The sequence below is a fragment of the Sorangium sp. So ce385 genome (genome assembly GCF_051474135.1).
Lineage (GTDB): Bacteria > Myxococcota_A > Polyangia > Polyangiales > Polyangiaceae > Sorangium > Sorangium cellulosum_D.
On record NZ_CP150337.1, the window covers coordinates 13,369,761 to 13,388,371 of the forward strand.

At 75.1% G+C, this 18,611-nt stretch carries 10 protein-coding genes; 1 reads left to right on the forward strand and 9 read right to left on the reverse strand.

Annotated features, from left to right (window positions below; translation table 11 throughout):
- Nucleotides 1–46: 46 nt before the first annotated feature.
- The 3 genes from nirD to WME83_RS48915 all read right to left on the reverse strand — a co-directional run bounded on the left by nirD (nucleotide 47) and on the right by WME83_RS48915 (nucleotide 6,102).
- Complete coding sequence (gene nirD / locus WME83_RS48905) at nucleotides 47–430, reverse strand: nitrite reductase small subunit NirD (RefSeq protein WP_437316576.1); 384 nt, start codon at nucleotides 428–430, stop codon at nucleotides 47–49.
- Between the two features lie 51 nt (nucleotides 431–481).
- On the reverse strand, nucleotides 482–3,022 hold the full coding sequence (gene nirB, locus WME83_RS48910; RefSeq protein ID WP_437316577.1) for a nitrite reductase large subunit NirB: 2,541 nt from the start codon (nucleotides 3,020–3,022) through the stop codon (nucleotides 482–484).
- Between the two features lie 353 nt (nucleotides 3,023–3,375).
- On the reverse strand, nucleotides 3,376–6,102 hold the full coding sequence (locus WME83_RS48915) for an ATP-binding protein (RefSeq protein WP_437316578.1): 2,727 nt from the start codon (nucleotides 6,100–6,102) through the stop codon (nucleotides 3,376–3,378).
- Between the two features lie 85 nt (nucleotides 6,103–6,187).
- Between WME83_RS48915 and WME83_RS48920 the strand changes: the two genes are divergently transcribed.
- Nucleotides 6,188–7,117, forward strand: a complete 930-nt coding sequence (locus WME83_RS48920) for a ketopantoate reductase family protein (protein WP_437316579.1) — start codon at nucleotides 6,188–6,190, stop codon at nucleotides 7,115–7,117.
- A gap of 59 nt (nucleotides 7,118–7,176) precedes the next feature.
- Here WME83_RS48920 and WME83_RS48925 read toward each other — a convergent pair whose 3' ends face one another.
- The 6 genes from WME83_RS48925 to WME83_RS48950 all read right to left on the reverse strand — a co-directional run bounded on the left by WME83_RS48925 (nucleotide 7,177) and on the right by WME83_RS48950 (nucleotide 18,367).
- Nucleotides 7,177–7,593 carry a hypothetical protein gene (locus WME83_RS48925; RefSeq protein ID WP_437316580.1) on the reverse strand — a complete coding sequence of 139 codons (417 nt, stop codon included), beginning with the start codon at nucleotides 7,591–7,593 and terminating at the stop codon, nucleotides 7,177–7,179.
- A 589-nt stretch (nucleotides 7,594–8,182) separates the two neighbouring features.
- Nucleotides 8,183–9,322: a hypothetical protein gene (locus WME83_RS48930; protein WP_437316581.1), complete on the reverse strand. Its 1,140-nt coding sequence runs from the start codon at nucleotides 9,320–9,322 to the stop codon at nucleotides 8,183–8,185.
- Between the two features lie 374 nt (nucleotides 9,323–9,696).
- Nucleotides 9,697–10,350 (reverse strand): 16S rRNA (guanine(527)-N(7))-methyltransferase RsmG, encoded by a 654-nt coding sequence (locus WME83_RS48935; RefSeq protein ID WP_437316582.1) that lies wholly within the window; start codon nucleotides 10,348–10,350, stop codon nucleotides 9,697–9,699.
- A gap of 85 nt (nucleotides 10,351–10,435) precedes the next feature.
- The gene (locus tag WME83_RS48940; protein ID WP_437316583.1) at nucleotides 10,436–11,047 is read right to left on the reverse strand and encodes a DUF488 domain-containing protein; all 612 of its coding nucleotides are present in this window, start codon (nucleotides 11,045–11,047) and stop codon (nucleotides 10,436–10,438) included.
- 127 nt (nucleotides 11,048–11,174) lie between these two features.
- Nucleotides 11,175–16,625 carry a hypothetical protein gene (locus tag WME83_RS48945; protein ID WP_437316584.1) on the reverse strand — a complete coding sequence of 1,817 codons (5,451 nt, stop codon included), beginning with the start codon at nucleotides 16,623–16,625 and terminating at the stop codon, nucleotides 11,175–11,177.
- Nucleotides 16,622–18,367 (reverse strand): ATP-binding protein, encoded by a 1,746-nt coding sequence (locus tag WME83_RS48950; protein WP_437316585.1) that lies wholly within the window; start codon nucleotides 18,365–18,367, stop codon nucleotides 16,622–16,624. The genes WME83_RS48945 and WME83_RS48950 overlap by 4 nt, the downstream gene beginning before the upstream one ends.
- Nucleotides 18,368–18,611 lie beyond the last annotated feature (244 nt).

An 18,611-nucleotide genomic window follows, 5' to 3' on the forward strand; every position in this document is an offset into this window, starting at 1 on the left:
GACCGTCGCGGAGCGGAGCGCGGCGCTGCACCGAGCGCTCACGCGGTCAGCTCGCCGCGCCGGGCGGCTGCGCCGGGCTGTGGACCTCGACGCGCCCGTTCCGGATCCGGGTGGGATACACGGGGATGCGCACGGTCGGGTCGTCGAGGCACTGGCCGGTGCGCAGGTCGAAGTTCTGCTTGTAGATGGGCGAGGCGATCTTGGGCACGCCCCCCTTGTCGCCGACGATCCCGCGGGAGAGGACGAACGCCTTGCTGAACGGGTCGAAGTTGCTGATGGCGTAGATCTCCTCGCCCTCGCCGACCCGGACCACCGCGACCTGGCGCTTCCCCACGAGCGCGCAGACCCCCGTGTTCGGGATGATGTCCTCGACCCCGCAGACCTCGACCCAACCCTGGCCCGCGCCCTCGCTTCTAGGCGATTCCGACATGTGCAGCTCGTTCATGGCGATTTCCCTCGGAAGAGGCCCCTCGGCCCGCGGTCAGATCATCTCCTCGACGAGCGTCGACTTTTCCTTCCAGGCCGCGGGGCGGTGCTGCGCCCGCTCGCTGACGAAGACGATGCTCCGGTCGGGCTCGCCGGCGTTCACGAACGGGCGGAACTGCTTGAGCTTCTCGGGATCGGAGACCGCGGCCTTCCACTCGCACTCGTAGGTCGCGATGAGGTGGGCCATCTCCTTCTCGAGCTCCTCGCAGATCCCGAGCGAGTCGTCGATGATGACCTGGCGGAGGTAATCCATGCCGCCCTCGAGGTTGTTGAACCACGTGGCCGTGCGCTGGAGCCGGTCCGCCGTGCGGATGTAGAACATCAAAAACCGGTCGAGGTACTTGATGAGCGTCGCCTCGTCGAGATCCGCGGCGAAGAGCTGGGCGTGCTGCGGCTTCATCCCGCCGTTGCCGCAGAGGTAGAGGTTGTAGCCCTTCTCCGTCGCGATGATCCCGAAGTCCTTGCTCTGCGCCTCGGCGCACTCGCGCGCGCAGCCGGACACCGCGGACTTCAGCTTGTGCGGGCTGCGCAGCCCCTTGTAGCGGTTCTCGACCGCGACCGCGAAGCCCACCGAGTCCTGCACGCCGTAGCGGCACCAGGTGCTGCCCACGCACGACTTCACCGTGCGGAGCGCCTTGCCGTAGGCGTGCCCCGACTCGAAGCCGGCGGCGATGAGCTCGCTCCAGATGTCGGGCAGCTGCTCCAGCCGCGCCCCGAACAGGTCGACGCGCTGGCCGCCCGTGATCTTCGAGTACAGGTTGTACTTCTTCGCGACCTGCCCGAGGGCGATGAGCTGATCGGGCGTGATCTCGCCGGCCGCCACGCGCGGCACCACCGAGTAGGTGCCGTCCCGCTGGACGTTGGCCATGAAGCGATCGTTCGTGTCCTGGAGCGGGAGGTGCTTCTTGTTCAGGATGTGCTCGTTCCACGTCGAGGCGAGGATCGAGGCCACCGCCGGCTTGCAGATCTCGCACCCCTTGCCCTTGCCGTGGCGCTCGATGAGGTCGTCGAAGGTCTTGATCGCGTGGACCCGGACGAGGTGATAGAGCTCCTGCCGCGAGTAGTTGAAGTGCTCGCAGATGTAGTTCGTGACCGCGACGCCGGCCTTCTTGAGCTCCTTCTTCAGGATGTCGGTGATCAGCGTGGTGCACGAGCCGCAGCCGGTGCCCGCCTTGGTGTGCCCCTTGATGGCGGCGAGCGTGACGTGCTTGTCGTCGCAGATGGCCGAGCAGATCGCCTTCTTCGTGACGTTGAGGCACGAGCAGATCGTCGCGGTGTCGGGCAGCGCCTCGACCCCGAAGCCGGCCGGCTTCGCGCCGTCGCGCGCCGTGACGATGAGGTCCTCGGGGTTCGGCGGCAGGACGATCTTGTTCTGCACGAGCTGGAGCAGCTGCCCGTAGTTCGAGGCGTCGCCGACCAGGATGCCGCCGAGCAGGTGCTTGCCGTCCGAGCTGACGACGAGCTTCTTGTAGACGTTCGACGTCGCGTTCATGAAGCTGACCACGCGCGCGCCCGGCTGCGCCGCGAACGCGTCGCCGAAGCTCGCGACGTCCACGCCCATCAGCTTGAGCTTGGTGCTCATGTCGAAGCCGGCGAAGGTCTCCTTCCCGCCGGTGAGGGCGTCGGCCGCGACCTTGGCCATGTGGTAGCCGGGCGCCACCAGGCCGTAGAGCTGGCCTTGATAGCTCGCGCACTCGCCGATCGCGTAGATGTCCGGATCGGACGTCTGACAGCGCTCGTTGATGACCACGCCGCCGCGGCTGCCGATCGCGAGGTCGCACGCCCTGGCGAGCTCGTCCCGCGGCCGGATGCCGGCGGAGAAGACGATCATGTCGGTCGCGAGATCGGTCTGGTCGGCGAAGAGCATCCGCGCCACGCGGCCGTGCTCCGCGACGATCTCCGTGGTCGAGGTGCTCGTGTGCACGTGGACGCCGAGCGACTCGATCTTCCGGCGGAGGATCGCCCCGCCGGCGTCGTCGACCTGGAGGGCCATCAGGCGCGGGGCGAACTCCACGACGTGGACCTCGAGCCCCATGTTCTTGAGCGCGTTGGCCGCCTCCAGCCCGAGCAGGCCGCCGCCGATGACCGTGCCGACCTTGGCGCCCTTCGCGTGGGCCGCCATGGCCTCGAGATCCTCGATCGTGCGGTAGACGAAGCAGCCCTTCGTGTCCTTGCCCTTGATGGGCGGCACGAACGGGTACGAGCCGGTGGCGAGGATGAGCTTGTCGTAATAGACCGTCTTCCCCTTCGCGGAGGTCACGGCCTTCTTGCGGCGGTCGATCGATACGGCCTTGTCGCCCAGGTGGACCTGAATCCCCGCCTCCTCGTAGAGGCCGGGCTTCACCATCGAGAGGTCGTCGGCCGATTTGCCGCTGAAGAAGGCGGACAGGTTCACCCGATCATAGGCGAGCCGAGGCTCCTCGCAGAAGGTCGTGATGTTCCATTCGCGCAGGAAGCCACCGAGGACCATGTTCTCGATGAGCTTGTGCCCGACCATGCCGTTGCCGATGACGAGGAGGTCCTTCTTCTTGCTCATGCAAACCCACCTTTGGACCCGGTGAGTCATCCTCACCGTCACTGCCGCACTGCCGTCCGAGCGCGGCGCAGGCCGTAGTCTCGGACAGGATCTTGTCTACTGTGGGCTCTGTTTCACAACTGTTTCGCTGGAATAAATTGTGTGTCCAATGGCGCGCTCGATCCCGGACATTCCCTCTGTTTCCTGCGCGTTTCGCGGCGCCCGGCGAGCGCAACAAGGCTCCGTGCGAGGGCGATCTCCACAGCGCGAATGAAGGGAAATGGGCGATTCTCGCGAATCAGGAGGAGTTTGTTTCGTGCGTGTGTCGCGCCGCCGGGGCGACTGCATTGCAGTTATGAAAGGCGGCGGGCCGGTCACCCGCGCGGGGCGGCCTCGGCGACGAGGGCGAGCAGCTGCGCCGTGGCGACCGGCTTGGTCAGGTGCGCGTCGAAGCCGGCCTCGCGCGAGCGGCGGCGGTCCTGATCCTGGCCATAGCCGGAGACGGCGGCGATGTAGGAGCCCCGGAGCTCGGGCTCGGCGCGCAGGCGCCGGACGACCTCGTAGCCGTCCATCCCGGGCAGGCCGATGTCGAGCAGGACGAGCTCGGGCTTCGAGGCGCGCGCGGCCTCGAGCGCCGCCGGGCCGTCGTGCGCCATCGCGACGGTGTGGCCGTGGAGCTGGAGGATGCGCCGCAGGCCCTCGGCGGCGTCGACGTTGTCGTCGACGAGGAGGACGCGGAGGGCGCCCGCCCCGGAGCGCGGGATCTCGGTCGAGGGCGCCGCGGCGCTGTCCGCCGTCGCGCCCGCGAGCGGGAGCCAGACGCTGATGGCGGTGCCCTCGCCGGGGCCGGCGCTCACGGCCTCGACGCGCCCGCCGTGCAGCTCGGTCAGCCGCTTCACGAGCGTGAGCCCGACCCCGAGGCCCCCCTGCGAGCGATCCAGCGTGCGCCGCGCCTGCATGAACGGCTCGAAGACGCGCGGCAGGAGCTCGGCGGAGATGCCGACGCCGGTGTCCGTCACCCGGATCCACGCGTCGCCGCCGCTCGCCGCGCAGGAGAGCGACACGCGGCCGCCCGGGTTCGTGTACTTGATGGCGTTGGTGAGCAGGTTCACGACGATCTGCTCGATCCGCACCCGGTCGCCGTGCACGAGCACGCCCGGCTCGACCGACAGGACGAGCTCGTGCCGGCGCTGCGCGAGGAGCGGGCGCACGGAGTCGACCGCGGTCTCGACCACGGCGCCGACGTCGAGCCGCTCCCGCTTCAGCTCGATCTTGCCGCGCGTGATCCGGGAGACGTCGAGCAGGTCGTCGACGAGCCGCACGATCGTCTTCACCTGCCGCTCGAGGGTCGCGAGGATCTGGCTGTCGTCGCGGTCGCCGCGGTCGCCCGTGCTCATGCGCAGGAGCTCGAGGCCGGTGGTGATGGGCGCGAGCGGGTTGCGGAGCTCGTGCGAGAGCATCGCGATGAACTCGTCCTTGCGCCGGTCCGCCTCGTGGGCCTCGCGGTACAGCCGGGCGTTCTCGAGGGCGACGCGCCGCTCGCGCTCGATGATGGCGGCGCGCTCCTCGTGCAGGCGGGCGCGCTCGAGGGCCTGCGCGCACTGGCGCGACAGCGCGAGCAGGAACTCCTGCTCCTCGTGATCGAACGGGCGCGGCTCCGCGAAGCTCAGCCCGAGCGCGCCGATCGGCCGCTCCTGGACGAGGAGCGGGAGGCAGCAGAGCGAGGCGGTCGTGGAGGTCAGCGCGGTGGCCGCGAAATCGGGGTACCGGGCGGCGCACTCCTTGCGCGTGCGCAGCCAGACGGGCGCGCCGGTCCGCAGGGGCTCGGTGAGGGGGAGGTCGTCGGCGACGGCCATCCTCCGGAAGCGCTCGACGGTCTCGGGCTCGTAGCCGACCGCCTTGAGGCACTCGATCTCGTCGCCCGCCGTCACTACGATCGATCCGGCGTACGCGCCCGCGGAGGCGGCGCCCTGATCGACGGCGACCTCCGCGACGGTCTCGCAGGTGAGCGCGTCGGCGAGCGCCGCGGTGATGCGCTGGAGGCCGGCCATGCGCTGCGCGGCGCGCTCGGCGGCCCGGCGCGCCTCCTGCTCGGCCAGGAAGCGCCGCCGCGCCTCGGCCTCGGCGGCGCGGGCCATGTCGTAGAGGCGCATGCGCTGCAGGGCCACCTGGATGCACTGCGCGAGCTCCTCGGCGAAGGCGAGATCGGCCGCGGTGTAGGTGCGGCCCGACTCGGCGGACGCGAGCGTGAGCGCCGCGAGGACGCACTCCTCGCCGCGGATCGGCACGATCACCGCCGAGCGGCAGCCGAGCGCGCGCAGGGCGGCGAAGTGCTCGGCGTCGCGCGCCACGCCGGCGAACACGCTGTCGGGGATCTCGGACAGGAGCCGGCCGGGGCCGCCGTGGAGCACCTCGTGCAGCGGCGTCTCGGCCTCCGGCGGGATCCGGCTGCGCTCGGCCAGCCTGGACACGAGCTCTGCCTTGGCCGGGTCCGCGTGCGCGATCACCCGGGCGCGCAGGGCGCCGTCCGGCTCGATCGTGTGGACGGCGCACCAGTCCGCCACGGAGGTGACCGCGAGCTCCGCGACGCGCCGGTAGCTCGTGTCGCGGTCGAGCACCGGATCGAGCAGGGCGGTCGCGTCGGCCAGGAAGCGGCGCGCCTCCTCGGCGCGCTTCTGCTCGCTGATGTCGGCGACGAGCGTGAAGAAGCCTTGCACCTCGCCGCTCGCGCCGAAATGAGGGATGTACTGGATGCGGACGTGGCGCCTGCCGCTCTTGCGGTACACGAGCCTCGACTCGAAGTCTTGCGGCTGCCCGGCGAGCACGGCGTCGATGCGCGGCTTCACGGCGGCGTAGGCGGAGTCGCCGATCACCTCGCGCACGCGCCGGCCGGCGAGGGAGGCGTGATCCTCGCCGAACCAGCGCTCGTAGGCCCGGTTGACGATGCGATAGCGCTCCTCGTCATCGATATAGGAGATGAGCGCCGGCAGGGCGTCGAGCAAGAGCTGGATCTGCTCGGCTTCCAGCGTCGCGCTCGGCTCGCCGCCTTCGGTCATGCTGCCGCCGGCGTGAGCCGTGGTGGGGACGTCCGGCCTTTGCATCTGGGCTCATGCATATCCGCAATCCGCGCTGATCGCCACCTGTCGGTCCTCTGCGCTCGGTCCGAGCGTGCTATGGTCGCCGCCGATGCGGATCCTCGTTGTCGGCGCGGGCGCGGTGGGCGGTTATTTCGGGGCCAGGCTCGCCCTCGCGGGGCAAGACGTCACCTTCGTCGCGCGGGGCGCGCACGCCGAGGCGATGCGGTCGCGCGGGCTCGTCCTCCGCACGCCGGCCGGCGAGGTGCGCACGCCGCCGCTCCGCGTGGCCCCGCTCGACGGGCTGCGCGGGTCGTTCGATCTCGCGCTCGTCGCCGTGAAGTGGCCGTCGCTCGGCGACGTGAGCGCGAAGCTCCCCGGGCTGCTCGCGGCGGACGGCCTCGCTCTGCCCCTGCTGAACGGGCTCGACTCGGAGGACGCGGTCGCGCGCGAGGTCGGCGCCTCGCGGGTGCTGGCCTCCATCGCGTACATGTCCTCGGGCCTCAGCGGCCCTGGCGAGATCGAGACGCTCGCGCCGACGCGCGCCGGCCTCGCGCCGTACCGTCCGGGGCAGGAGGCGCGGGTCGAGGCGACCGCCGCGCTGCTCGAGCGCGCCGGCATCCCCGTCCGCCGGGGCTCGGACTACCGCGCGATGCTCTGGGAGAAGATGGTCTGGAACGCCCCCTTCAACGCGATCTGCGCGCTGACCGGCCAGCGCGCCGGGGTGGTCGTGGAGCGCATGGAGGACCTCCTCCGGGCGGGGATGCTCGAGGTGATCGCGGTCGCGCGGGCGGAGGGGGCGGACATCTCCGAGGCGACGGCGGACGCGATGATCGCGCTCACGCGCTCGGAGTTCCCGCTCACCGAGCCGTCGATGCTGCAGGACGTGCGCGCCGGCCGCGCGACCGAGGTCGACATCCTCCAGGGCGCCGTGGTCGATCGCGGGCGCCGGGCGGGGATCGACACCCCGGTGCTGCGCACGCTCGCGACGCTCGTTCGCGGCCTGTCGCTCCGGGCGAGCGCGCCGCCTGTCGCCGGGTAGGCCCCGGGCCCGCGGCGGGGCCGGGGCGGGCTCACGACGTCCCATCTGGGCATCTGGGCTCAGAACACCGTCCTGGCGGCGAGCCCCTTGCCCATGGGAATGATCTGCACGCTCCCGACCTCGGTCACCGTGCGCTTCGCCGGGAAGATGAAGCCGCTCAGGATCTGCAGCGCGCCGATGGCCTGACCGAGCCCGTCGGCCACGAGCAGCACCTTGTTGGTCGCCTCGGTGTTGCACGCCCGATCGCCGCTGCACTTGCCGCGGGTCCCGAGATCGATCCAGGGCCCCGCGATGGGCACCCACAGCGCGCGGTCCGCGGGCTTGTCGCTGAACGTCGCGACGACGGTCGAGATCCCGTAGGTGGTGCCGAGCACGGCGACGCCGCTCCAGATGAGCCCGCGGTTCGGCACGGAATCGGTGATGGTGACCGTGTCGCGCGTCCTTTCCTGAGCGTGCGCGGCTTCGGTGAATCCCATTGTCGCGACCGCCATGGCGGCGGCCGAAGTGAAAAGAGCGAGCTTGTTCATGCGGTCCTCCTGGCCGCATGGCGCATGAGCAAACGGGGTGCCGGCGCGGCGAGCGTCGACGGACGGCAAGCGTCGACGCGCGGCCGGCGCGCCACGCCGGTCGTCTCGTGTGGCGAACTGCCCCGCGTGGGACGGCGCGCCTCGTGGTGCTCGCGCCGAGAGGCGCGATCTGCGCGGGAAACCGCGTCGCGCGCGCTCTCCCTCGTCGGCCGCGGGCTTGACGCTCGCGGGTACGTCACAGGCCGAACGGCCCGAGCGCTCCAACAACGCTGGAGCCCCCGAACGGACGGGCTCGCGAGGGCGCCGATCCGCGCGGAGAAATGGAGGTGGAAGGAGAGGAGGGGAGAGCGTCGCGGGCGTTCTTCCCGTCTTCCCCTCCTGTTCGAGCCCGGCGCTCAACCTTGATGGTGCAGAGAGGGTGACGCGACGAGAGGAGGGGAGTTCGAGAGCTGGAGAAAGCGTGTGGACCGGAGGGCCTCATCCGCGTTGTCCGCGGCGCCCGATGGGGGGAGAGGCCCGTGTCCGGGGGACCTGGCGATCAGGCGCCGCCAGCACCGCCCGCGCCGCCAGCAGCGCCCGTGCCGCCCGCGCCGCCAGCAGCGCCCGTGCCGCCCGCGCCGCCGGTGCCGCCAGTGGCGCCCGTGCCGCCCGCGCCGCCGGTGCCGCCGGTGGCCCCAGTGCCGCCCGCGCCGCCGGTGCCGCCGGTGGCCCCAGTGCCGCCCTCGCCGCCGGTGCCGCTCGTCGCGCCGGCGCCGCCCTCACCGCCGCCGCCGCCCGTGCCGGCGGCAGCACCACCGCCGCCGTCGCCGCCGGCGCCACCGCCGCCGCCGCCGCCGCCGCCCGTGCCGGCGTCGTCCAGCGGGAAGGCCGGATCGAGGCAGAAGAGGCCGTCGGGCGTCTCGCTGCAGACGGTCCCATCTTCGCACTCTTCCCCGACGTCCTCGCACTCGGCCGGCCCGAAGAGGCAGAAGCCCATGGCGGCTTCGGCCGTGCCCAGGTTCACGCACGAGAAGAGCGGCAGGAAGCAGTCGCTGTGGGCCTTGCACGCATTGACGCAGAGCCCGATGTCGCCCGGACCGCCGTCCCGATCGAGCGGGTAAGCGCAGAGGCCCTTCTGCGGACCCCCGCAGTCGAGGTCGGGATCGCCATTGAGCCCGCAGAGCTCGGCGCACATGGCGACTTCTTCGGTGATGCCGACGCACCACCCGGCGCAGGGATCGTTGCCGTCCTCGTCCAGCGCGCACTGGGTGCCGTTGGGCAGCCCCTCGTTCGCCTCGTCGACGCAGACGCTCCCGCGGGGGTCGCACACGCGGTCGGTGCACTGGACGTCCGAGCCGCAGCCCGGCAGGCAGACCGTCGCATCCTGGAAGCTCTCACACCGCAGCTCCTCGCGCCCCTGGCACTTGTCCGGATCGACGCTCGGGTCGCCGTCCGTGAACGGGGGATCCCCCGGAACGCAGCCCAGCAGGCAGAGGTCGCCGATGCACACGCTGCCTTCCCCCTCGCAATCGTCGTCTCCGCCGCACGACTTCGTGCAGTACCCGCCCGCAGGGCCGCCGCCGAAGAAGTCGCTGGCCGACTCCAAAAAGCAGATGCCGTCCGGCCCGCAGTCGGCGTCCGCTTCGCACGCGGCGCCGAGGAACTTCGCGAGATCCGGGCCGCCGCTGCTGGTGCTCACGGCGACGGCGCCCGTGGTCGACGAGGACGTGGACGAGGCCGAGCCCGAGGCCCCGGTCCCGCCAGCGCCATCGTCCGGATCGTCAGAGCCACAACCGATGAATCCTGCCGAGGTGGCGACCGCGGTGAGCAAAACCGCCGAAATGCGTTGGATTTTCATGCCTGTCTCCGGAGCCAAGAGGCGCTGCCCAGGTCGGGCGCCTGCATGTGGTTTCCGGACAGTAACGGAATCGGTGAGGCTCCGCCATACCTGGGAACCGCGAAGCTCGCGAAATGGAGCCTCCGCAAAAGCGGACGACGCTCCGGGGTGGAGCCGCTGGCAGCACCGCAATCGGCGCGACTGCCGATTTTCTCAGGGGGCGCCCGACCGGGCGATCAGGCATTCTTGGTGGCTTCTGGCAGATACCGCACTGCCCGTCGCTCGGCGCCGGTGAGCGGCCAGCGATACCGGAGATCGATCGCGGGCGCCCAGCCGGCGTGCGCCGGCGGCTCGTCGCGGGCGAGCAGGACCCAGATCTCGCGCCGCTCCGCCGGCTCGCGCGCGGTGAGCGCCGCGCCGAGGGGCAGCCACGCGTCCGGCGCGAGCGTCGCGCGGGAGATCGCCACCTCGAACGACCTCCCTGCCCGCACGAGGTCCTCGCCGCGCGCGCGCTCGACCCGCGGTGCCTTCTTGAGCTCGCCTTCCTGCACCAGCGTGCCTATCGCCGTCCGCAGGAAGGCGACGCGCTTTTGCAGGGGCTCGACCAGGGTCACGTCCAGATCCGGCCGCAGCAGCGCGAGCGGCAGCCCGGGCGCGCCGGCCCCGGTGCCGACGTCGACGACGCGCCGCCCCTCGGGGACGTGCTCCGAGAGGAGCCGCGCGTCGGCGAGCATCAGGTCGGCGAGCTCGTCGGCGCTCCGCGCGGCCGTCAGATCGACCTTCGCGTTCCACCCCTGGACGAGCTCGAGCCAGCGCGCGAGCGCCTCGCCGGCGCGGGCAGGCAGGCTCGGCTCGCGGCCGGCGAGCACCGTGGCAATTTTCTCCGTCATCCGCGCCGCGGCGCCCGCAGTCATGGGCGCAGTGGAGCACAAGACCCGGGGCGGATGCACCCGGCGGCGCGGCGCGACCCGCGGATCACCGCGCGCGGCGCGGGCGCGCGGGCCGCGCCGGCGCGGGGGCGCGCCCGGCGCCGGCGCCGCCGAGCGGCAGCGCGCGCTGGGCGCCGACGTCGTAGACGAGGCGGCCGGAGCGGTCGATCCGCGCCGCGGGGTTCAGCGCGTGCGCGGCCCGCGAGCCGGGGCCGAGCAGGTGGACGACCGCGAGGCCGCGCGCGACGAGGGCGTCGGCGATGAGGCGGCGGTGGCAGCGCCACCAGAGCGTCTCGGCGCACATGACGGCCATGCGCCGCCCGGCCCGGGCTTCCGCCTCCACCTCGGCGAGCGCGCGCTGGAACTCGGCCGTCTCCATGTGGTCGGCGTAGGCCCGGAAGCTCGGGTTCTCCCAGGCGACGTGGGGCGAGCCGTCCCGCCCGGTCCGCCGGCCGCCCAGCGTGTCGCCGCGGAAGACGTAGGTCACCCCGAGCGGCGGCAGCGCCTCGGCCAGCGCGGGGCGGCCGAGGTGCGGCGAGCGGCTGGATCCCGGGAACCTCCGGACGTCGACGAGCGTGTCGGCCGGCCCCTCGCCGAGCAGCTCGATGAGCTCCTCCAGGCTGCGGGTGCCGTGGCCGATGGTGAAGACGGTGTCCACGGAGAGAGCTTTGCGTCCCGGCGGCGCGCGGGCAACGTGCGGCGGAGGCGCGGGGCGGGCTCTGCCGCGCCGGCGCCGGCCTCGCGTCCCGGCGGCGGCGCGCGCTACCGGCGGCGACGCGCGCTGCCTACCCCATCCAGCGCAGCAGGTGCTCGAGCGCCCGGCGCTCCTCCGCGTCGGTGACCGATTTGAGCGCGCGGTTCACCTCGCCGACGGCGGCCGCCGCCAGCAGCGCGACGGCCGCCGGGTCCGGCGCGCCGCGCCCGCGCAGCCACGCGAGCGCCTCGTGCTCGGTGTTGACGACGATGTGGCACCGGCTCGCGTCGTAACGGACCGGCCTCCCGGAGCGGCTCTCGACGACGGCGCGGACCGGGGACCCCGCGAGGCCCATCCTGGCGATGGTCTCGCCGAGCGCGGCCGCGAGCGGGCTCTCGGCCGCCGCGCCGCGCCGCTCGGGCGAGGCGCCGGGCAGCGCCGCCGCCTCGCCGCCGATGAGGCCGCGCACGCTGCGCCACAGCGCGCCGACCCACGCGCGCGCGCGGCTCGAGTCGGGCGCGCCCGCGGCGGCCTCGGCGCTGGATGCGCCCGCGACGGCGCGCGCGCCGGGCGCGCCGCGGGAGCTCGGCGGCGCTTCGGTGACCGCGGCCGCGTCGCCGCCGGGCGCGCCGCGGGAGCTCGGCGGCGCTCCGGCGACCGGGGCCGCATCGCCGCCGGGCGCGCCCGCGGCGGCGCGCCCGGCGCGGGAGCTCGCGGGCGCCTCGGCGTTCGCCGCGAAAGCGACGACCCCGGCGGCGACCCCGACCTCCGCCGCGCCGGCGCCGGCCGACGCCGGCGGCGCCGCGGGCGCGCCGAGCTCGCGCAGCGCGCCCGGAGCGGCCCGGTGGCGCAGCACCTCGACGAGCGGCGAGCCGTCGTCGAGCAGCACGAACGCCGGCGTCCCCTCCGGGAAATCGCCGTCCGCGCTCCCGCGGCGATCGGTGATCCACAGGCAGCCGCGCGCCGCGAGCTCCGCGCGGACCTCCGCCGGGCCGACGGCCTCCCCGCCGGCGGTCCGCGCGGCGAGCCTGCCGCCGGAGAGGCGGCCGAGCAGGTGCAGGTTCCACAGGTACGGCGCGGCGGCCGCCGCGTCCGAGAGCTCGGCCGCCATCGAGGCCGCCGCCGCCATCGCGAGCTCCGCGACCGCGTCCCACGGCGCCGCGTGGAGCGGCCCCACGAGGAGCATCCCCTCGACCGGCGCGAGCCCGATCACGCCGCCGGCGCCCGCCCCGGCGAGCAGCGCGCGCGGCGTGAAGCCCTCGCCGTCGCCGCGGCCCTCGTCGAAGATCGCCGCGGACGGCGCGCCGACGAGCACCCGCGGCGCGCGGGGCCACCGCGCCGGCAGCCAGAGCGCGCCGGTCACGAACAGCGGCCGGGGCCCGCCCGTGGCGACGTCGATCCACCGCGTCGCGAGCGCGTCCCCGGGCGGCGCGAGCCGGCCGCGCAGCCACCGCGCGGCGGCGTCGCGCACCGCCTGCCGGAGCCTCGCCGCGTCCGCGCTCGCCTTGAGCCCGTCGAAGGCGCGGTTCGGCTCGATCGCGTCGTCGTCGACGGCCGCGCACAGCGGCCACCCGTCGCCGGCCTCGATCGCGCAGAGCGGGCGGCGCCCGACGTGCACCGCGATCCCGGCCGCGCCGGCGTGCTCCGGGGCGAGCAGGCCGATCTCGCCGTGCGCCGGCGGCGCGCCCTCCTGCTGGGCGAAGGGGAAGGTGGCGAAGCACGCCGCGCGCGCGGCGTCGTCGAGGCCGACGACGGCGAGCGGCGGCGCCGCGAGGCGCTCCTCGGTCGCGCGATCGCGCGCCACGACGTCGGTGATGTCCTTGACGAGCACCGCCGTCGCGAGCTGCAGCCGCTCGGGCGTGCTCAGCGCGAGCACCGGCCGCTCGTAGCGCTGCTGCGGGTAGGGAGGCGGCGTCGAGGTGCACAGCCACGTGGCGCGCGGGTTGAGCCGGAGCTCGTCGAGCGACCAGAGGGTCCCCTCGATGTCGGGGAACAGCGGCGCGCTCGCGGCGCCCGCGACAACGCGCTTGCCCTGGGCGAGCGTCCGCAGGACCGCGCGGCGCGTGTGGCTCCGGACGAACGGCGGCAGCTCGTCGAAGTGGGGCGCGAGCGAGATCAGGTAGCGGCCCGCGCCCTTCGCGAGGCGCGTCAGCAGCGCGTGCACCTCGTCCCTCGGCGGGTCCGCGGCGGAGGCGCGCGCCACGATGCGCAGCGGGATCGGCAGGTCCACCTCGACGCGCCGCTCCTCGCCGCCCGGGCCGACGAGGCGGGCGTCCGACGCCGGCCCCTCGACGATCTCGACCTCGCCCTCGAGATCGCGCACGCCGAGCGCCGCGGGGCTCACCCGGAGGCGCGGGTGCGACGGCGCGCCCTGCAGCGCGAGCGGCGCGGGCGGCGCCGCACCCGCGCCGCCGCCCGCCCCGCGCTCCTCTTGCGTCGCCTGCGTCGCTTGCGTCCCCTCGGCGTGCGTGCGGCGGTTCTGCTCGACGGCGGCGCGGAGCCGCCGCGCCGGCACCGCGCCGGCCGCCGGGAGGACGCGGCCGCCGGCCCACCGCAGGAGCGCGGCGCGCTCGCGCGGGTCGCGGACGACGAGGGGATGCCAGGCGAGCGTCTCGAAGCCGGGCGCCTCGTCGAGCACCGGGATCGGCGCCGGCGGCGGGTGCGTCCGGTCGAGGGCCTCGAGCGAGCACGCGACCTCCTGGCCGCGCGGGTCGAGCATCGCGAGCAGCGGCAGGCGCCGGATGCGCGCCGCGAGCCCGCCGGGGCCCGCCTCGGCCGGCGTGCTCCGGGCTCGCTCCGCGAGCGCCCGCGCGCTGTCGAGGAGGTAGGCGGCGAGGCGCGCGTCCGGCCTGCCGCCGTGGCGGAGCGGATCGTCCCGCAGCCCGAGCCGCGCGCGCGCCGCCGCGTCGCCCTCGAGCGCGGCGACGATCGCCTCGCAGAGCGCGCGCTCGACCTCGTGGACCGCGGCGTCGTTGCGGGGCGACACGACCCCGTTCCACGCCCGGTTCGGCACCGCCGCGTCGTCGTCGATCGCGACGTGGGCGGGGCCGATGAGCGGCGCGGCCTTCAGGGTGGCGAGCGGCTGCGACGCGTGGTGCCACACCTCGACCATCGCGTCGCCCGGCGCGGCGAGGGCGAGGAAGCCGGCGCCGGCGACCTCGAGGACCGGCGCGCCCGCGGCGCCCTTCGGCGCGAGCTTCTCCAGCGACGCCGCGAGCGCGCGCCGCCGCGCCGGGCCGCGCGCCGCGAGCTCGTCCTCGCCGAAGAGCCCCGGCGCGTAGGGGACGAGCTCGCACCCCGGGATCGCGGCGGCGATCCAGTCGAGCTCGCGCTGCGAGGCGGCGAGCACGGGCCGCCGGTCGGCCGCGCGCCCCCGCGCCTCGGGCGGCGCGGTGCAGAGGCCGCCCGCCGCCCGCGCGAACGCGGCCAGGCCCTTGAGGCTCATGAGCCGGCTCGACCCGTGCAGCGGCCAGAGCCGCGCCTCCAGGAGCCCGCCGAAGCGCGACGGCGCGAGGTCGTCGCCGCCGCGCCGCCCCGCCGCGCCGCGCCGCCCCTGCCTGCCGCCGGGCGCGCCGAGGCGCGGAGGGGCGCAGAACAGCGCGCCGATCGCGGCGCGCAGCGGGCCCCGGAGGCGAGCGAGCTCGCGCTCGGGCGGCGGCGCGCCCTGGTGCGCGGCCCTCGGCCCGAAGAGCCGCCGCGCCTCGGCGTCGGCCGCGGCGAGCGCGACCCCGAGCGCGTGGCGGACCGCGCGGAAGAAGCGCGCGTCGCGCTCCACGCCGTCGTACCCGAACCGCGGCCGCACGCGCCCCTCCCACGCGAGCGCGATCTCCACGGGCAGGGGGACGGCGGCGGGCTCGAGCGCCACGGTCTCGAGGTGCCGCCCGTCGACGAACACCCGGACCTCGGCGCCGCGCGGGGCCTCGCCGCCGTCGGCGAAGACGGCGAGCTCGCCGCGCAGCCCGTCGAGCGGCCCCTCGTCCACGTGGAAGGCGGCGCGGAAGGCGTGCTCGGGCGACGGCGGCACCACGGGCTCGCCGGTCGCGTGCAGGAGGAACGCCCTGCGGCGCCCGGCGCCGAGCTTCGCCTGCTCGAGCATCGCCTCCGTGTCGGCGAGCGGGAGCCCGGCGAGCGCGCGCTCGACGAGCGCCCCGCGGCTCCAGATCACGTCGCTGGCCCAGGGGGAGAGCTCCTCCGGGAGCCTCGCGTCGCCGCGATGGAGGAACAGGGTCGTCGCGTCGCGCGCGTCGAGCGCCGCGAGCGACACCGGCCGCCCGTGCCCGTCGCGGAGCAGCGGGAGCTCGCGCGCGGCCTGCGCCTCCGGGGGCAGCCTCCCGCCCGCGCGCGCCGCCCCGGTCGCGACGCACGCGAAGGCCGCGAGCGCGTCCTCGATCCGGCCGCGGTCGTCGTCGAGGACGACCGCTCCCTCGGGGATCGTGCCCTCGCCGCGGGCGAGGGCGGTGAGCGCCGCGAGCGCGTCGAGCAGCGCGCCGCTCGCCGCCTCGCGGAGGCGCGCGCAGAGGGGCGCGTCCTCGCGCAGCGCCGAGCGCGAGGCGTTGGTGGGCAGCTCGTCCGCGTCGACGACGAGGCGGACCGGGAGCTCGACGCCCTGGTAGGGCGCCGAGGGGAACCGCGGCTCGAAGTGGAAGCGCTCGCGGACGAGCCGCACGCCGTGCTCGAGGTAGTCGACGGCCGGGAGGCCGGAGAGGGGCGGGAGGGGCGGGAGCGCGGGGAGGGGAGGGAGGGCGCTGGAGAGCGGCGACGAGGGCGGCGCGGGCAGGGGCGTGGCGGCGGCCGGCGCGGCCGCGGGGTCGCGGGGCGCGACGATCTCGAGCGCGGCGCGGCGCGCGCCGTGCACGTGGAAGGGCACGCGCACGAGCGCCGCGGGCTGGCTGCCCGGGAGGGCGCGGCGGAGCGGCTCGCCGGCGAGGGTGATCGGGATCGGGAAGTCGACGGTGGCCGCGGCCAGGTGGGCGAGCTCCGGCGGGGTGTCGCCGGTGATCGCCCGGCGCAGCACCGACCATCCGAGCCGCCGCCGCACCTCGACGCGCAGCCCGGCCGCGGGCATCCCGGGCGGCCTCGGCACCTCGTCGCACGCGGGGGCGGCGGCCGGCGCGAGCGGGTCGGCGGGCGGCTCGAGCAGGGCGGGCGTGAAGCGCACGCGCGTGCAGGTCGCCCCGGAGGCCTCGCCGGACGGCCCGCGGCCGGTCGTGATCAGGTCGACGCGCGCGGGGCGCAGCCCGAGCGCCGCGTTCACGCCGAGCGCGAGCAGCCGGAGCCTCCGGGACGGCGCGTCGGGCGCGGCGTTGAGCACGTGGTCGAGCAGGCGCGTGAGGACGGGCGCGTCGGGCGGCGCTCCGTCGAAGGTCACGGCGACGTCGTCGGCGTCGTACTCGAGGTCGATCCGCGTCGCGCCGCCGGCCGCGGCGGCGCGGACGAGCTCGAGCAGGTAGAGGTCCAGGTCGACGAGCAGGTGCTCCCGGAGCTTCTGGACGGCGCGGCGGGCATCGACGCGGATGGCGCCGCGGGCGACGACCCGGCTCACCGCGGCAGCCCCCTCGGCGCGCGCGCGGGCGGCGGCGGGCTCGCGGCGAGGTCGAGGAGCCGGTCGCTGTCGTCCGGATCGAGCGGCCCCTTGGCCTCGACGAGCAGCGCGCGGGCGAGCAGGTTGCCGGCGGTCACGGGGTCGACGGCGGCGCGCCTGCGGGCGAGCGCCACGGTGTCGCTGTCGACGTTGAGGTAGAGGGCGTGCCCTGGCCGGAAGCGCGCGGCGCGCCGCACCACGTCGCGCGCGGCGTGGCAGCTCCGCTCGGGCCCGCCGCGCTCGCGGGCGGGCAGGAGGATCGCGCCGCGCTCGCGGAGGGCGCCCTGGATCTGGCAGAGGCTCACGCGGGCGACCCCGTGCCGGGCGCGGGCGAGCGCGCCTTCGACCACCTGGAGCAGCGGCGCGTCGGCCGCGCGGGCGCTCTCGGGCGCCTCGTGCACGAGCAGGTAGGCCGCGCGCGCGTGCTCGATGCGCGCCGCCGGGAAGCACCGCTTGAGCAGCGCGACGGTGGCGGGGTGGTTGCACAGCACGACGGGCAGGCCGCCCTGCGCCATGGCCTCGGTCAGCGCGTCGGCCCGATCGGCGACGAGCAGCGGCTCGCGCCCTGGCGCGAGCGCCCGCAGGCCGGCGCGCGCCCGGTCGCCGGCGACGGGGCTCGCGAGCGGGAACGGGATCTCGTCGGGATCGAGCGCGGTCGGCGGCGACAGCGCCGCCTCGAGCATGGCCGCGTAGGTGGCGGCGGCGCCCTCGCTGGCGGCGGCCCTCGCCGCGGCCTTGGGGAGGCGGGCGGCGAGCTTGCGGCGGAGCGGCCCTTTGACGAGATCGCGCACGCGGGCGAGCGCCTCCCAGAAGGCGTCGTCGCGGCGCACGTTGTCGCGGCTCAGGGTGTGCTGGAGGTGGGGGCTCATCACCTTGAACCGCACGCCCGACAGCCCGCCGAAGAGCTCGTCTGCGGTCTCGAACAGGGTGAGGCCGCGGTTGTAGAAGCCGGCGAAGCTCTGGCCCTGCTCCGCGGCGGGCTCGCCGCCGGTCGGGGCTGGGAGGTGCTGGGCGCCGGCGGAGGGGCCGACCACGAAGGTGGTGTCCTCCTCGACGGCGGTCACGGACACGGGGGCTGCGACGGAGAGCGGGGCGTCGATGCGCTCGACGCTGGCGCGCGCGTTCCCTTCGTGGTCGGCGATGCTGAGGGCGATCTCGCACTCGGCGTGGCGGCACCAGCGGCGGAGCGCCGCGCGCGCGCGCCGCGCGTGCTCCACGAACGCCTCCCGGCTGAGCCGCTGGATCAGGGTCACGCGGGTGCCGCTGCCCTGGCGGGGTCCGGCGTCCTCGAGCTCGTAGCTCGTGTCGCTGTTCAGGCGGAGGAGCCAGGCCTGGCCGTCGCGCCACGTCTCCACGTCGACCTGCTCTGGCTGGATGGCGAACACGGAGACGAAGCCGACGCCGTATTTGCCGATCTTGCTGGGGTCGCCTTCCTTGGACGAGCTGAAGAGGGTGAGGAGCGGTCCCTCGATGTCCTCGCGGCGCATGCCGCTGCCGTCGTCGGTGACCGAGGTGGCGCAGGCGCCGGGCAGCGTCTCGACGCGCACGGCGATCTTCCGCGCGCCGGCGTCCATGCCGTTCTGCACGAGCTCGCGGAGGAAGGCGTACGGGTCGGCGAACTGCTGCACCATGTCGGCCACGGGGCCGGGGGGCGGCGCCTTCGGCGCGGCGCGGTCCTCGCGGGACGATCGGTAGGGGGCCATGCGCTCTCCGAGGCTATCACAGGGGAGAGCTGGGATTTGGAGGGGGGCTGGGGCGGGGAGAGGTCGAGTCGGCCGAGAGGGCCGGAGTTTCGGGGGTGGGGAGGCTGCGTGGGGGTCCTCGTTACCTGCTCTCGGTGGAGCGCTGTCGCGGTCTCGCGCGCTGTGGTTTCGGGCCGGCGCTCTGTCGGCGCGCGCTGGTGGCTTGCGCCAGCGACCGGCGGGGGTGGGCGCGGTGTTCTTCAGG

Bases quoted from the DNA above. Each gene is read 5' to 3' on its own strand.
- nirD (WP_437316576.1), bottom strand. From the start codon at position 430: ATGTCGGAATCGCCTAGAAGCGAGGGCGCGGGCCAGGGTTGGGTCGAG.
- nirB (WP_437316577.1), bottom strand. From the start codon at position 3,022: ATGAGCAAGAAGAAGGACCTCCTCGTCATCGGCAACGGCATGGTCGGG.
- WME83_RS48915 (WP_437316578.1), bottom strand. From the start codon at position 6,102: ATGCAAAGGCCGGACGTCCCCACCACGGCTCACGCCGGCGGCAGCATG.
- WME83_RS48920 (WP_437316579.1), top strand. From the start codon at position 6,188: ATGCGGATCCTCGTTGTCGGCGCGGGCGCGGTGGGCGGTTATTTCGGG.
- WME83_RS48925 (WP_437316580.1), bottom strand. From the start codon at position 7,593: ATGGGATTCACCGAAGCCGCGCACGCTCAGGAAAGGACGCGCGACACG.
- WME83_RS48935 (WP_437316582.1), bottom strand. From the start codon at position 10,350: ATGACGGAGAAAATTGCCACGGTGCTCGCCGGCCGCGAGCCGAGCCTG.
- WME83_RS48950 (WP_437316585.1), bottom strand. From the start codon at position 18,367: ATGGCCCCCTACCGATCGTCCCGCGAGGACCGCGCCGCGCCGAAGGCG.